16 protein-coding genes are annotated in these 14,306 nt (G+C 63.2%); 9 read left to right on the forward strand and 7 right to left on the reverse strand.

Annotation, left to right across the window (positions count from 1 at the left end):
• The first annotated feature begins 13 nt into the window (after positions 1–13).
• From DXY04_RS05905 to cbbX, 5 genes are read left to right on the forward strand one after another with little or no spacing between them, the layout of a single operon-like run.
• On the forward strand, positions 14–1,858 hold the full coding sequence (locus DXY04_RS05905) for an NAD(P)H-quinone oxidoreductase subunit F (RefSeq protein ID WP_115161380.1): 1,845 nt from the start codon (positions 14–16) through the stop codon (positions 1,856–1,858).
• 10 nt (positions 1,859–1,868) lie between these two features.
• Positions 1,869–3,359 carry an NADH-quinone oxidoreductase subunit M gene (locus DXY04_RS05910; RefSeq protein ID WP_115161381.1) on the forward strand — a complete coding sequence of 497 codons (1,491 nt, stop codon included), beginning with the start codon at positions 1,869–1,871 and terminating at the stop codon, positions 3,357–3,359.
• On the forward strand, positions 3,356–4,495 hold the full coding sequence (locus DXY04_RS05915) for a CO2 hydration protein (RefSeq protein WP_115161382.1): 1,140 nt from the start codon (positions 3,356–3,358) through the stop codon (positions 4,493–4,495). Before DXY04_RS05910 ends, DXY04_RS05915 begins: the two co-directional genes overlap by 4 nt.
• A gap of 34 nt (positions 4,496–4,529) precedes the next feature.
• Positions 4,530–4,781 (forward strand): 4a-hydroxytetrahydrobiopterin dehydratase, encoded by a 252-nt coding sequence (locus tag DXY04_RS05920; protein WP_115008707.1) that lies wholly within the window; start codon positions 4,530–4,532, stop codon positions 4,779–4,781.
• Entirely contained in the window at positions 4,765–5,670 is a 906-nt protein-coding gene (cbbX, locus tag DXY04_RS05925; RefSeq protein ID WP_115161383.1) for a CbbX protein, read from the forward strand. The genes DXY04_RS05920 and cbbX overlap by 17 nt, the downstream gene beginning before the upstream one ends.
• Here cbbX and DXY04_RS05930 read toward each other — a convergent pair.
• Genes DXY04_RS05930 through DXY04_RS05945 form a run of 4 tightly spaced genes read right to left on the reverse strand, consistent with a single transcriptional unit; the run spans position 5,624 to position 9,019 of the window.
• Positions 5,624–6,850, reverse strand: a complete 1,227-nt coding sequence (locus DXY04_RS05930; protein ID WP_115161384.1) for a chloride channel protein — start codon at positions 6,848–6,850, stop codon at positions 5,624–5,626. The two genes, cbbX and DXY04_RS05930, sit on opposite strands and share 47 nt — an antisense overlap.
• Positions 6,847–7,086, reverse strand: coding sequence for a 2Fe-2S iron-sulfur cluster binding domain-containing protein (locus tag DXY04_RS05935; protein ID WP_115008710.1), 240 nt, complete (start codon positions 7,084–7,086; stop codon positions 6,847–6,849). The genes DXY04_RS05930 and DXY04_RS05935 overlap by 4 nt, the downstream gene beginning before the upstream one ends.
• Entirely contained in the window at positions 7,083–8,552 is a 1,470-nt protein-coding gene (locus DXY04_RS05940; RefSeq protein WP_115161476.1) for a cobyric acid synthase, read from the reverse strand. Before DXY04_RS05940 ends, DXY04_RS05935 begins: the two co-directional genes overlap by 4 nt.
• Positions 8,553–8,575: 23 nt before the next feature.
• Complete coding sequence (locus DXY04_RS05945) at positions 8,576–9,019, reverse strand: Npun_F0494 family protein (RefSeq protein ID WP_115008711.1); 444 nt, start codon at positions 9,017–9,019, stop codon at positions 8,576–8,578.
• Here DXY04_RS05945 and DXY04_RS05950 point away from each other — a divergent pair.
• Complete coding sequence (locus DXY04_RS05950) at positions 9,018–9,584, forward strand: nucleoside triphosphate pyrophosphatase (protein WP_115161385.1); 567 nt, start codon at positions 9,018–9,020, stop codon at positions 9,582–9,584. The genes DXY04_RS05945 and DXY04_RS05950 overlap by 2 nt on opposite strands.
• On the opposite strand, the gene DXY04_RS05955 is transcribed toward DXY04_RS05950, so the two are convergent.
• Both DXY04_RS05955 and rpsD read right to left on the reverse strand, forming a co-directional pair.
• Positions 9,581–10,201 carry a DUF4079 domain-containing protein gene (locus tag DXY04_RS05955; protein WP_256377342.1) on the reverse strand — a complete coding sequence of 207 codons (621 nt, stop codon included), beginning with the start codon at positions 10,199–10,201 and terminating at the stop codon, positions 9,581–9,583. The genes DXY04_RS05950 and DXY04_RS05955 overlap by 4 nt on opposite strands.
• Positions 10,202–10,262: 61 nt before the next feature.
• Positions 10,263–10,871, reverse strand: coding sequence for a 30S ribosomal protein S4 (gene rpsD, locus DXY04_RS05960; RefSeq protein ID WP_011363781.1), 609 nt, complete (start codon positions 10,869–10,871; stop codon positions 10,263–10,265).
• Between the two features lie 76 nt (positions 10,872–10,947).
• Between rpsD and yidD the strand changes: the two genes are divergently transcribed.
• The 3 genes from yidD to DXY04_RS05975 are packed head-to-tail and all read left to right on the forward strand — an operon-like array spanning position 10,948 to position 13,040.
• Entirely contained in the window at positions 10,948–11,226 is a 279-nt protein-coding gene (gene yidD / locus DXY04_RS05965; protein ID WP_025362425.1) for a membrane protein insertion efficiency factor YidD, read from the forward strand.
• Positions 11,226–11,498, forward strand: coding sequence for a glutaredoxin family protein (locus tag DXY04_RS05970; RefSeq protein ID WP_115161386.1), 273 nt, complete (start codon positions 11,226–11,228; stop codon positions 11,496–11,498). Before yidD ends, DXY04_RS05970 begins: the two co-directional genes overlap by 1 nt.
• A 36-nt stretch (positions 11,499–11,534) precedes the next feature.
• Positions 11,535–13,040, forward strand: coding sequence for a UDP-N-acetylmuramoyl-L-alanyl-D-glutamate--2,6-diaminopimelate ligase (locus DXY04_RS05975; RefSeq protein ID WP_115161387.1), 1,506 nt, complete (start codon positions 11,535–11,537; stop codon positions 13,038–13,040).
• A gap of 33 nt (positions 13,041–13,073) precedes the next feature.
• On the opposite strand, the gene DXY04_RS05980 is transcribed toward DXY04_RS05975, so the two are convergent.
• Positions 13,074–14,255, reverse strand: a complete 1,182-nt coding sequence (locus DXY04_RS05980) for an aminotransferase class V-fold PLP-dependent enzyme (RefSeq protein ID WP_115161388.1) — start codon at positions 14,253–14,255, stop codon at positions 13,074–13,076.
• Between the last annotated feature and the right edge of the window lie 51 nt (positions 14,256–14,306).

Raw genomic sequence — 14,306 nt, forward strand, 5'->3', positions numbered from 1 at the left:
CCCGCTCGCCGTTTTGACCCCGGAGCTTTCGCTTCCCATCCAGACCGCCTGGTTGATCCCGCTCTATGGGTTCATCGGGATGCTGGTTTCTCTCCCTTGGGCCTGTGGCTGGTTCCGCCGAGATGCCCATCGACCGGCGGCCTACCTCAACATTCTTCTCACCCTGCTGGCCTTCGCCCACGGAAGCCTGATCCTGCAGGAGGTGTACCAATCAGGGCCGGTGGATCTGGCCTTCCCCTGGCTCAGCGTGGCTGATCTGGAGCTGAACATCAGCTTTAGCCTGTCGCTCACCAACCTGGTGGCCCTGGAACTGATCACGGGCCTCAGCTTGCTGTCGCAGGTGTATTCCTTGGGCTACATGGACAAGGAATGGGCGTTGGCCCGCTTCTTTGCCCTGCTTGGTTTTTTCGAGGGTGCGATGAGTGGCGTCGTGCTCAGCGACTCCCTGTTCCAGAGCTATTTCCTGCTGGAGATGCTGACGCTCTCCACTTATTTATTGGTGGGTTTCTGGTATGCCCAACCCCTGGTGGTCACAGCAGCCCGGGATGCCTTCCTCACCAAGCGCGTTGGTGATGTGCTGCTGCTGATGGGTGTGGTGGCGCTCTGCAGCTATTCCGGGGTGATGGGGTTCAACGACCTCTACGCCTGGGCGGCTCAAGACACCCTCTCTCCCTTGGCGGCAACGCTGTTGGGTTTGGGCCTGGTTGCAGGCCCAACGGGCAAATGCGCCCAGTTCCCCATGCACCTCTGGCTGGACGAAGCCATGGAGGGTCCGAACCCTGCTTCGATTCTGAGGAACTCGGTGGTGGTGACCTGCGGCGCCATCGTGCTGCTGAAGGTGATGCCGATCCTTCAGCTCTCGCCCATCGCCATCGGCGTGATGCTTGTGATCGGCAGCATCAGTGCGATCGGTGGCTCTTTGGTGGCCCTGGCTCAGGTGGACATCAAACGCACGCTGTCGTATTCCACAACGGCCCACATGGGCCTTGTCTTCATCGCCATTGCGCTGCAGATCCCTGTTCTGGCCTTGTTGCTGCTGTTCACCCATGCCGTGTCCAAGGCGCTGCTGTCGATGAGCATTGGCGGCGTGATTGCCTCCACCAACTGTCAGGACATCACCGAGCTGGGGGGATTGGGCAGCCGCATGCCGGCTACCACCACGGCGTTTCTTGTGGGTGGTGCTGGTCTGGTGGGCTTCCTGCCCCTGGGTGGCTTCCTGGCCCTGGCCCAGTCGATTGAGCTGCTGAGCGTGCGCTCGGTGCCGTTCATGGCGGTGTTCCTGCTCACCAACGCACTCACCGCCATGGGTCTGGTGCGGGTGTTCCGCCATGTGTTCATGGGGAATTCCCTGATCAAGTCCCGCCGGGCTGCCGAGGTGAACTGGCAGATGGCGTTCCCGATGGTGGCGCTCACCGTGATCGTGCTGATCACTCCGCTGTTGCTGGTGCGGCTTGAGTCGCTCGATGGTTTGTTGGCCTTCCCCCTCTGGGCAGCAGCTCTGGTGGTGGGAAGCGGACTGTTGGGCCTGCTCGCTGGCGCCGTTCTCCCCCTGAGCAAGGCCTGGTCCCGCTCGCTGAATCCTGTGCTGCGCTGGTGGCAGGACCTGCTTGCCTACGACTTCTACACCGAGCGCTTCTATCGCCTCACCATCGTCAACGTGGTGGCTGGCTTCTCTCGCCTGGCCTCCTGGTTCGACCGAAATGTGGTGGATGGTCTTCTCAATGGAGTGGCGCGCTTCTCCCTGGCCAGTGCCGACAGCCTCAAGCTCAGCGTCAGCGGCCAGAGCCAGTCGTACGTGCTGACGGTGCTCCTGGCCATCGTTCTTTTCCTCACCGCGGTGAGCTGGTTCCTCACCTGATCGCCCCGAGATGCTTCTTTCCCTCCTGCTTCTGATTCCCTTCCTCGGGGCTCTGGCTCTGATCCTTTGGCCGGGATCCCCGTCCAGTGCACGCCTGCGCGATGTGTCCATCGTGCTGCTGGTGGTGCAGTGCTTGGCGAGCTTCGCCCTGCTGCTGCCCTTCGATGCCGCCGACGCAGGTTTGCAGTTGGTGGAACAGGCCCGCTGGGTGCATGCCATCGGCCTGGATTACGCCTTGGCGCTGGACGGTTTGTCGTTGCCGCTGGTGTTGATGAATGGGGTGCTCTGCCTGGTGGCGGCCATCGCGTCGCGCACGATCGAAAACCGCCCCCGGGTCTACTTCGCCCTGTTGCTGGTGATTTCCGGAGCGGTGAATGGTGCCTTCCTGGCCCAGAACCTTCTGCTCTTCTTCCTGTTCTACGAACTGGAGCTCATCCCCCTCTGGATGCTGATCGCTGTATGGGGTGGTGCCAACCGGGCCTACGCCGCCACGAAGTTTCTGATCGTCACCGCCGTCTCTGGCGTGCTGATCCTGGGTGCCTTCCTTGGTATTGCCCTGGTCACCGGAACCATGGACTTCAGCCTGCGCCCGATCCTTGCCGGTGAACTGGGCATGACTGCCCAGCTTCTGCTGATGGGTGCTCTGTTGATCGGCTTTGGCATCAAGATCCCCCTTTTCCCCTTCCACACCTGGCTGCCGGATGCCCACACCGAGGCCTCCACACCGGTGTCGGTTCTTCTGGCAGGTGTGCTGCTCAAGCTGGGCACCTACGGCCTGCTGCGTTTCTGCCTTGGTTTGTTCCCCGATGCCTGGCAGCTGGCGTCTCCATGGCTGGCTGGCTGGGCTGCAATCTCAGTGCTCTACGGATCACTTGCGGCGATTGCCCAGACCGACATGAAGCGCATGGTGGCCTACAGCTCGGTGGGCCACATGGGCTACGTGCTGCTGGCCGCCGCCGCCGCCACGCCGCTCGGGTTGATGGGAGCCCTGTTCCAGATGGTGAGCCATGGCCTGATCTCCGGGGTGCTGTTCCTGGTGGTGGGTGTCGTTTACGCCCAGACCGGCACCCGCGACCTCAACGTCTTGCGTGGCCTTCTCAACCCCCAGCGCGGCCTGCCGCTCACCGGATCTTTGATGATCATCGGGGTGATGGCCAGTGCCGGAATTCCCGGCATGGCCGGCTTCATTTCTGAATTCCTGATCTTCCGCGGCAGCCTGCAGCCCTTCCCCTTGGCCACGCTGCTTTCCATGGTGGGATCGGGACTGACGGCGGTGTACTTCCTGCTGTTGGTGAACCGCGCTTTCTTCGGTCGCCTGGCGATCGCCCCCGGCGAGGTGGTGAATCCCCATATCCTCAACCGCGTGGCGCTGCGGGAGCAGGCTCCAGCCATCGCCCTCAGCCTCGGTGTGCTGGTGCTTGGCCTTGCTCCGGAGCTGCTTTCGAACCTCAGTGAGGCGGCCACCACGGGCCTCAGCCTGATCACTGGAGATCTGTCATGACCCCGACATCCGCATCCCCCGTTCAACCCCCGGTGCTTCCTGATCAGGAGGAGTTGATCCGTCGTTTGCTCAGCGATACGCCGCTGCTCAAGGACACCCCCGACCATCTGCTGCAGGTGGTGAATGTGCTCGAGAGCTATGGGCTTGTTCTCGATGCCTACAGCAAGAACCTGGTGGATCAGGGCGAGCAGCAGATGCTGAATCCCTTTCCGGTGTTCCGCTTTTTCCACGAGGGCTTCAGCTTCAAGCGCCTCTGGACCCATCTGATGGGGGATCGCATCAACTTCGAGTACGCCGAGTACTGCCAGAAGGCGATGTTCTGGCATGGCACCGGCGGGCTGGATGCCTACCTCGACACGCCTGAATTCGCCGAGGCCTGCCAACGGATCATCAAGCGCAAGTCGGCGCGGGATCCTCTCTTGGCCCTCAACAACCGCCTCTATCCCGATTTCGCCCCTGAGGCCATCCGTTCGCTCACCACCATCTACTGCCTCGGCTTGTTCTGGCGTGTGATGAGCGACATCTTTGTCGACTTGGCCCGCCGCTACGCGATCAAGGAAGTCACCTGCGTCAACGATGTTGTGCATCACATCCGCGATGGCTTGGTGGCGGCTGCCGGAAGCCCGATTGAATACAAGGTGACGATCGGTGGTGAAGACATCTGGGTGCTTCCCCCCGAGGCGGGTCTCACGTTCCTGGTGGATGTGGCAGTGCCCTACGTGGAGGCCGTTTTCTTTCGCGGCATGCCTTTCCTTGGAACGGTGTCGTACAACGCCCAGGCCCGGCAGATCTCACCGGACATCAGTGATTTCAAGTACGGCGCCCTTTACGCCGACCCGATTCCGAGCATGGGTGCGGGCATTCCCCCCAGCCTCTGCATGCAGGACATGTACCGCCACCTGCCCGAGGAACTGAGCCTCTGGTACGACGACAACGGTCGTGGCCAAACGGATGTGCACGTGCAGATCTGCGTCAGCTTCCAGAAGTCAATGTTCTGCGTCACCAATGCCGCCATCGCCGGCACGATGCCGCATCCGCTGGACACCGATGACCCCGAGCAGCAGGCCGCCAATCGGGCCTACGCCGAGGCCTGGTCTGGGCGCTTGATGGGCTGCCAGCGGGTGGCGCTCCTCTAGGTTTTCAGCAGGTTCAGGCTGAACGGGGACTCTGATGAATCAGTGGCAGGAGCGGAAACGACCCGTATGCCTCGAGTGTCGTTTCGAGTTCGAGAGCTACGACGCCACCAGGGATTTTCTCGACAAGCTCGGCGACCACAGCGAGGCGACCCAGCGCTTTCCCGACATCAGCTTTGGGCGCACTTACGTGAACATCACGATCCGGCCGGAGGATGACGGCCCTGAGGCCCAGCTGAGCGAAGCCGATCGCGCCTTTGCCGCAGAGATCGATGCCCTCCTCAGTTGATCTGGCTTCGGCCTACGCCGATTCCGGTGTGGCTGAGGTGTTGGACCAACTGGACCGTGAACTGATCGGCCTGGCGCCGGTGAAGACGCGGATCCGGGAGATTGCAGCGCTTCTTCTGGTGGATCAGGCGCGGCAGCAACTGGAGTTGCCCAGCACCGCGCCCAGTTTGCACATGTCGTTCACCGGCCATCCCGGTACGGGTAAGACCACCGTGGCGCAGCGGATGTCGCAAATCCTGCATCGCCTGGGTTACCTCCGCAAAGGCCATGTGGTGACGGCCACCCGCGACGATCTCGTGGGTCAGTACGTGGGTCACACCGCCCCAAAAACCAAGGAGATGCTCAAGCGTGCCCAGGGTGGCGTGCTGTTCATCGATGAGGCCTACTACCTCTACAAGCCAGACAACGAACGCGATTACGGCGCCGAAGCGATTGAGATTCTTCTGCAGGAGATGGAGAGCCGGCGCAGCGACGTTGTGGTGATCTTTGCCGGCTACAGAGATCGGATGGAGACCTTCTACAGCTCCAATCCAGGCCTGTCCTCAAGGGTGGCGCACCATCTCGATTTCCCCGACTACAGCGACGACGAGCTGATGGCGATTGCAGGCCTGCTCCTCGAGGCCCAGCACTACCAGTTCAGTGCCGAGGCCGAGACGGCGTTCTCCGACTACGTCTCGCGCCGGCGGCAGCTGCCTTTCTTCGCCAATGCGCGATCGGTTCGCAATGCGTTGGACCGGGCCCGTCTGCGTCAGGCCAACCGGTTGTTTTCGCGGATGGGGGAAGCCCTCACCAAACAGGATCTCACCACGATTGAGGCGGCAGACATCCTGGCCAGCCGTGTGTTCAAGGGCGAAGTGGAGGGCCACCATCCCGCTCAGCACGAGACCTGATCAGGTGGGCCATGGCGAGGCCCACCAGCAGGCCAGCGGCTCCGTGGCCTTGCAGGAGGGCAACCCCGAGCACCAGAACTGCCAAGGGTGCAGGAAGCATGAAGCGGTACAACGCACCTGTGAGGGAGCCGCACCAGCTGCCCAGGCTGCCCAGATCGGGCAACAGCAGGTGTAGTCCCATCCCAAGCGCGCAGGCCACCAGGAACAAGGGGAAGAACACCCCTCCGCGCCAGCCGGTTTCCAGGCAAAGGCCGAGCATCAGCAGTTTCACGATCGCGGAGAGCAGCAGAACCCAGGCCTCACTTGAGTTCTGGCCTTCCAGCAGGGGCCTCAGCTGGTCTTCTCCGGCGAAGGGAACCAACGGCAACCAGTGCATGCAGGCCCCTAACAGCAGGCCGGTCAGCAGCGGCCACCAGGGCCATCGGGCCAGGAATTGGCGCTGCTCCAGCCAGCCTCGCCACTGCAGCAACAACCAGCCGAGGCCGCAGCCAATGGCTCCTCCAAGCACCCCTGCGCTCAGGCTGCCGAGGTCTTCCCCCAGGGTGCTGGGCCAGATGTAGGGGAGCCGTTGCAGCGATCCACCGCTGGCGGTTCCCAGGCCATTGAAGGCAGCAAACCCGGCAACACCGCCAAGGCTGCCGGGCAACCAGCGGTCGAGGAAGGTCTGCTTGCGGCTTTTTGGGTGAGAGACCTCGCCCACCACAGCACCCCCCAGCAGTGGAGCTCCGAAAAAGGCAAGGCTTCCTGCCACTGTTGCCTCCTGCAGCTTCTGGTCACGACCACGCCAGATCCGTTGACTGATCAGGGCTGCCATTCGGCTCATCAGGGCTTCAGGCCCGATGCAGCCTCCCCCGACCTGGGCCAGCGTCGCTCCGAGAAGGCCGCGAGCTTCATCGCGTTTTGGAGCCTGGTCTGGATCACGCAGATCACTGAGGGTGTCCCGCAGTTCCGGTAGCAACGTGGTGGGGCCGGGGCGATGCAGCAGCGAGAGGGTCAAGCCGCTGCCGCCGCAGATCAGCAGCGACCAGCCCAGGGGAAGGCCGCGATCCAAGCCCTCGAGCACCGGATCTCCCCAGAGCAGCTGGCTCAAGGCGCCGATCCAGCCCATCACAACCGCCACACCGGCGCCGCTCAGGGTGCCGGTGAGCAGGGCCATCAGGCTGAGGCGAAGGCGAGTCACCAGTGCGGGTCGGTGGCGAATTCAACGCTGAGTTTTGCTGATTTCGACGCCGGAACGGTGCTGATGCAGGCGCGCACCGTCTTGCCGTTGACGTCGATCTCGCAGGCCCCGCAGCTGCCCCCCAGGCAGCCGGTGGGAATGCTGATGCCCGCTCCACTGGCGGCCACCAACCAGTCCTCGCCGATGGTTTCGTGGGTGATGCGCCCATCGGGCCAGCGCACAGGAATCGACGTCATGGCTGGAGCAATGGAGCAAGGTTCACATGTTGCTCGAAGGCATCGGCGAGGCGATCGAGCAACAGATCACGGTGGGCGCTGTGGTTCTTGGGATCGTTGGCCAGCGGTTGCAATCCCCGTTGCTCGCGAAGCCGGTTGAGCCAGGCCCGTCGCCAGGGGCCGTTGTCGAGCAAGCCGTGCAGGTAGGTGCCCACCACGCTCGAACCCTTGGGCCCGGGAGCCCACCACCCCAAACCAGGGTCGCTGCTTAGCGGCTGAAGACCGGGATCTGGGGTGGTGGTGCCGTAGTGCAGTTCAAAACCGTTCAGCGGTGTTTCCATGGGCCAGAGGCCATAGATGCTGCGCTGGCTCAGCCGTTTCGTTCCGCTGAAGGTGGTTTCCAGGGGCAGGAGGCCCAAGCCGCTCTGGGGTCCCCGCTGATCGGTGCCCTCCAGTCCCTCCGGATCGTCCAACGTTTTGCCCAGCATCTGCATGCCGCCGCAGATGCCCAGGACGGACCCCCCAGCCTGGGCGTAGGCCCTGAGTTGATCGGCCAGTCCACAGCTGTTCAACGCTTCGAGATCCCGCAGCGTCTGCTTGCTTCCCGGAAGAATCACCGCATCCGGCTCACCCAGGGGTTCCCCGGGTTGAATCCAGCGCAGCTTCAGGCTGGCTTCGGCTTCGAGCGGATCGAGATCGGAGAAGTTGCTCAAGGAGGGCAACCGCAGCACAGCGATCTCCAGATCGGTGGCCCCGTGGGTGGGTTTGCGTTCCAGCAGATCGAGGGAATCTTCGGGTGGAAACAGCTCGTTGAGCCAGGGCATCACCCCCAGCACCGGTACCCCGGTGTTGGCTTCCAGCCATTGGCGACCCTCATCAAACAGCTCCCTACGGCCGCGGAAGCGGTTGATCAGGATGCCTTTGATCAGCGGGCGCTCCACCGGGCGCAGCAAAGCGAGCGTCCCAACGATCTGGGCGAAGACACCGCCGCGCTCAATGTCGGCCACCAGCAGGCAGTTGGCCCGCAGGTACTGGGCCAGGCGCAGGTTGGTGAGGTCGCGGCGTTGCAGGTTCACTTCCACCGGGCTTCCCGCCCCCTCCAGCACCAGCCGGCCTTGAGGCCATTGCTGCTGGAGCTGCATCAGGCCGGTGCGGATCGCCTGCCAACCGGGGCGGAACCAGTCGCGGTAGTAGTGCTCGGCGCGGGCGATCCCCACGCTCTGGCCCCCATGGATCACCTCACTGGTGCTGTCTCCCCGTGGTTTCAGCAGCACGGGATTCATGGCGCAGCAGGGCTCAAGGCCCGCCGCCCAGGCTTGCATGGCCTGGGAGTAGGCCATCTCGCCGCCATCGGCATCCACCCAGGCGTTGTTGCTCATGTTCTGCCCCTTGAAGGGCAGCGCCTGTTCCCCACGGCGTTGGAGCACCCGGCACAGCGCCGCAGTCATCAGCGATTTGCCGGCACCGCTGGAGGTGCCCAGCACCATCAGGGGGCGCGGCGTGGTGCCGGTCACAGCGGCCAGTGCCGACGCAGGCCGTGACGCAGACGCTCCAACACCGGAATCGAACGCTGCAGGAGTGCGGGGTCGTCATCGAGCAGCTGGCGACCCAGGGGCGTGAGCCTGAAACGGCTGGTCAGCCCTTGCCCATCCACTTCCCGGCGCAGCACGCCCACGCTGATCAGCCAACGCAGGTCGTCTTCGAGGGCTTCGCTGTTGCGGAACCAGCGTGTTTTGCGGCCGTAGCGGCTGGGTTCGCTCCAGAGGTCGCCGGCATCCAAGCCTTGCTGCTGAAGATCCCGATAGAGCGCTTCAGAGAAGGGCAGGCATCCCATGGCCCGGCAGGCCCGGTCACGGCTGCGTCGATCCAGCAGGTCGGTGGGGTGAGCGATGGCGAAGCCTTCCGTCCCTGGCAGCCTACGGAGCGTTGTTCTGCGGTGTGTTCCCGTGCTCATGCTTGCTTCCGCCTCGCCGGCGCGTCGCCGTTTGCTGGAGCAAGCGGGAATCCCGCATCAGGTGCGCGTCAGCGGTGTGGATGAAGATCAGATCCAGCATGCGGAGCCCGCAGAGCTGGTGAAACTGCTGGCTCAGGCCAAGGCCACAGCTGTCGCCCAGACGCTTGATCGGGTGGGCGATGCCGAGATCACTGCTGTGCTGGGCTGTGATTCGGTGCTCAGTTTTGAAGGGCAGGTGTTCGGCAAGCCCTCAGGGCCAGGCGAAGCGATCGAGCGTTGGCAGCGGATGGCTGGCGGCTGCGGATCTCTGCTGACGGGCCATTGCCTGATCCGTCGCGGACAACCTGAGCTGTTGGCTTGCGTGGACACGGTGGTGCGCTTTGCCCCGCTCAGCCAGGCCGAGATCGAGGCCTATGTGGCCAGTGGAGAACCGCTGCAATGCGCTGGTGGTTTTGCCCTCGAGGGCCGCGGCGGCCTCTGCATCGATGGCTTGGATGGCTGTTATTCCAACGTGATCGGCCTGAGCCTTCCCTGGTTGCGTCAGCAGCTTTCAGCGTTGGCTTAGTGCAGCAGCAGATTTCGCGTTCCCGAGATCGCTTGCATGGCCAGCAGCAAAGCCACCAGCAGATTGCTGCTGATGTGAATGCGCCTGGCCTGCACGGAATGACCAATCAAGGGCTGCAGCGCCGTTGAGCTCAGCAACAGGGCGGTGAGCAACATTCCCATCCAGAAATGGGACTGCCAGAACAGGGGGCTCCAGGGAACATCGCTGAACCGCTCCACGGCCGGATGCAGCCCCAGCAGAAGCAGGCCGCAGGCACTGGCGATAGCCCAGAGAAAGCGCTGCCAGACCAGCCGGGTCGTTAGCAGGCGCCCGAAGCTGAACAGCACAGCGCTGCCGGTAACGATCAGACCCAGGGGATGGCTGCTCCAGAGGCTGTGGCTCAGGCCGATCAGCACCGCCACCAGCACTCCGCCGGTCACCCAGGCGCCATGCTGCGCATGCTCCACCGGCACCGTGTCGGCGATTGGGTTGATCTTGAGCCGCTTTTCTCGCGCCAGGATTCCCAGCCGGATCGTGGCGCCCACCACCGGGTAGACGAACAGGATCATCAGCACGGGGTGGATCAATCCCAGCCAGTCGTGGCCGGTGAGCGACTGCAGTGCCTGGGGATCAGCCAAAAAAAAACGCAACCCTGAACCCAGGGTTGCGCATCGTGGGGTTGTGAACTGCGGATCTGGATCAGACCTTGCGGGAGTAGTACTCCACCACCAGCAGTTCGTTGATCTCCAGGGCAACCCACTCGCGTTCGCAACGGGCGGTGACCTTGGCGCTCAGCTTGGACTTGTCCAGCTCGAGGTGGCTGGGCACGTTGGCCAGACCGGGGAACTCGAGGTTGGCTTCAGCCAGCTTCTTGCTGCACTTGCGCTCGCGGATGGCGATCACATCGCCAGGCTTGCACTGGTAGCTGGCGATGTCGGTCACACGACCGTTCACGGTGACGTGGCCGTGGTTCACCAGTTGACGGGCGCCGGGCACGGTGGGACCGAAGCCGAGGCGGAAACAAACATTGTCGAGACGGTTCTCGAGCAGCTTGAGCAGGTTGGTTCCGGTGGAACCTTCCTGGGCGCGCGCTTTCTTCACGTAGCGCACGAGCTGACGCTCGGAGACGCCGTAGTTGAAGCGAAGCTTCTGCTTCTCTTCGAGACGGATCGCGTATTCAGAGCGCTTGCGACGGGCTTGGCCGTGCTGACCGGGGGGATAGGACCGTTTGGCGGCCTTCCGGGTGAGACCGGGGAGGTCTCCCAAGCGCCGCGTGATCCTCAGGCGAGGGCCGCGGTAACGAGACATAGGTGGGAAGGTGTGTGTTGAGTTCGTGCTGTTGTTGGCCATGCTGGAACCGAAACAGCTCCAGTCATCTGCCGCGATGCACGAATCAGCCACTGTATCTGGCGGCCCGATGGCCAAGCTGCGACAGGCATTGAACCAGGCTCTGGCGGCTGTTCTCCTGGCAGGGATTGGGTTTTATCGGCGTTTCATCTCCCCGATGATCGGGCCTCGCTGCCGCTTCACGCCCACCTGCAGCGCCTATGGCCTGGAGGCCATCCAGAAGCATGGACCGTGGAAGGGGGGGTGGCTCACTGTGAAACGGCTGCTGCGCTGTCATCCCTTCACGCCCTGCGGATGTGACCCGGTGCCCGATTGATGAAGCAGCTCACCCTCTACAGCCGCTCTGGTTGCTGCCTCTGTGAAGGTTTGGAATCCCGCTTGCGCGACCTCGATCTGTTGGGGCTTTCGATCGAGCTGGCGGTAATTGATATCGATGCGCAAGGCACCCCCCAGGAGCTGAAGGCCCGCTACGACCTTGAGGTGCCCGTACTCGCGCTCGATGGGTCTGAACTTCCGCGGGTTTCCCCGCGTCTCACGGGTGAGGGACTGTTGAATTGGTTGCAACGCTGTCTGTCCACAGCGCTCTGAACGGCTTAAAACTCCCCCAAGCACAGGGGTGATGGGATGACGCAGGCGTTGCATGCCCTGTTGAGTGACGCAGGCATCGCAGTGCCGCCGGGCCTGGTGAACCCTGGGTTGGAGGCGATCACCACCGATTCCCGTCGCGTCGGCCCTGGAACCTTGTTTCTCGGTCTCCCGGGCGAACGGGTGGATGGAGGCAGCTTCTGGGCTCAAGCCCTTGAGGCTGGGGCCGCCGCTGCCGTGATTGGAGCTGAAGCCGCAGCTGCGCACCCGCCAGCTGCTGACGACCCTGTGGTGGTGATCCAGGAGCCGGTGGCGCGTCGGATCGGTGAGATCGCCGCGGCGTACTGGGATCACCCCTGCAGGCGCATGGCCCTGATTGGTGTGACCGGCACCAATGGCAAAACCACCACCACCCATTTGATCGAGCATCTGGCCGCTTCAGCAGGCCAATCGGTGGGCTTGTTCGGCACGTTGGTGAACCGCTGGCCGGGCCACAGCATCACGGCCACCCACACCACGGCCTTTGCCGATCTTCTGCAGGGGCAACTTGCCGAAGCCGCATCCGCCGGCTGTGGCCTTGCTGCGATGGAGGTGAGTTCCCATGCCTTGGCGCAGCAGCGGGTGGCGGGCTGTTGCTTCGCGGGCGCAGTTTTCACCAACCTCACGCAGGACCACCTCGACTACCACGCCTCGATGGAGGACTACTTCGAGGCCAAGGCGTCGCTGTTTGCGGATCCTCTGCTGCTTGCCGATGGCGTGCGATCGGTGGTCAACAGCGATGACCCCTGGGGGTCGCGCCTGGCCGAACGGCTCGGGGCCGCCTGTTGGCGCTGCTCTCTTGAAGATCCATCGGCGGAGTTGCACATGAGCGACCTGCAGATGACGGCTGCTGGGGTGGAGGGTCGCTTGATCAGTCCTGTGGGCGAGGGTCGTTTCCGTTCGCCCTTGTTGGGTCGCTTCAACCTGATGAACCTGCTGCAGGCGGTGGGGGTGCTGCTTCAGCAGCAGCTGCCCTTGTCAGTGTTGCTGGAGGCCATCGGCCGTTTCGGCGGAGTGCCCGGCCGGATGGAGCGGGTGATCCTGAACGGAGTGGATGCAGCGAATTTGCCGCCGGTGCTGGTGGATTACGCCCACACTCCCGATGGCCTGGACAACGCGCTTTCTGCAGCGCGTCCGTTCTGCACCGGGCGGCTGATCTGTGTGTTCGGTTGCGGTGGTGATCGGGATCGGGGCAAGCGTCCGCAGATGGCGGCGATTGCAGCACGCCTGGCTGACCGCGTGGTGGTCACCTCCGACAACCCCCGAACCGAGGATCCTCAGCAGATCCTGGATGACGTGGTGGCGGGGATTCCGGCGGGTAGCGATTTGCTTGTGGAGGCTGATCGAGCAAAGGCGATTGCCTCAGCTATTGCCGAAGCAGAGCCGAACGATCTGGTGCTGGTGGCCGGTAAGGGGCATGAGGACTACCAGATTCTTGGCACCGAAAAGGTGCACTTCGACGATCGCGAGGAAGCGGAACGCGCTTTGCGCTTGAGGTTGTCTTGAGACAAGTGCTCTATCGCGATTGATCTGAGCCGATCAAAGTGCGCTGATCGCGGCCACCAGGGAGTTGATGTCGTCGTCTGTTGTGGTGATGTGGGTGCAGGCCCTCAAGCAACTGGGGTCCGCCAGATCGCGAATCCACAACCCCTGGCCCCCCAGCTGCTTCACATGCTCTGCAGGGGTCATATCGCTAATGATCTGAAAGCTCACAAGTCCGCTGGCGGGCGGCACATCCAGCAGGGGCTTGACGGCCTCCAGCCCCTGGAGTGCTTGCCAGAGCTTGCCGCTGAGGGCTCGGATGTGGTCCCAGCGTTGCTGGGTTGATCCTGCTTTCTCCAGTAGCTGCAGTGAACAGCGCAGGCCGGCCATCAGGGGAACGCAGCTGGTGGCCACTTCGAAGCGGCGGCTGTCGTGATGAAACAGATCAGTGCTGCTCAGATCCACCTTGCTTTCATCACGCAGGCTGCGCCAACCGATCACTGTTGGAGACGCCTCGGCCACCACACGCTCTGAAAGCGCCACGCCCCCCAGGCCTTCCGGTCCACAGGCCCACTTGTGCCCGGTGAAGGCGTAGATGTCCGCTGCTGCAGCGGCATCTTCGACGGGGATCTGTCCAAAGCTTTGGGCTGCATCCACCAACAGAAAAGGTTGTTGGGGGTGCTGATGGAGTTGCTTGGCGACGGCGACTATCGGCATCACCTGACCGGTGTTCCAGAGCAGATGGCTCAGCACCACCAGACGGGTGCGGGGGGTGAGGGTTCGGTCAATCGCCTCGACCACGGCGGCATCGCATTGGGTCTGATCACCCCGCAAGTGCTTCACCGGCAGCACATCGATGGCGAGGTTCTGGCGCCGGGCCAGTTCCACACAGGCACTCACAACACCTGGGTGTTCGCAGTCGCCGATCAGTAGCCGGTCCCCTTCGGTAAAGGGCAACCCCAAGAGCGGCAGCACGCAGCCGCTGGTGACGTTCTCGGTGAGGGCAAGCCGATGGGGCGGAACACCGCAGCACTGGGCCAGAAGGCGGCGGGTGCTGTTCACCTCCTTGGCGATGTAGGGCCAAACATCTGCTGTGAATGGCCCCAACTCCTGAATGCGCGCCCAGCTTGCTGTGATCGCCTCCAGAGATGGAGCGGGCAAAGGACCTTGGCCGCCGTAGTTGAAGTAGGTCTTGTTCTGCAGGGCAGGACACAGTGATCGCAACTCGTTTGTGCCCATCTGGTTTTTGGCTGGCTAGTGTGTGACTAAAGCTGTGACTAAAGGTGCCCT

The organism is Synechococcus sp. UW86, assembly GCF_900474085.1.
Lineage (GTDB): Bacteria > Cyanobacteriota > Cyanobacteriia > PCC-6307 > Cyanobiaceae > Parasynechococcus.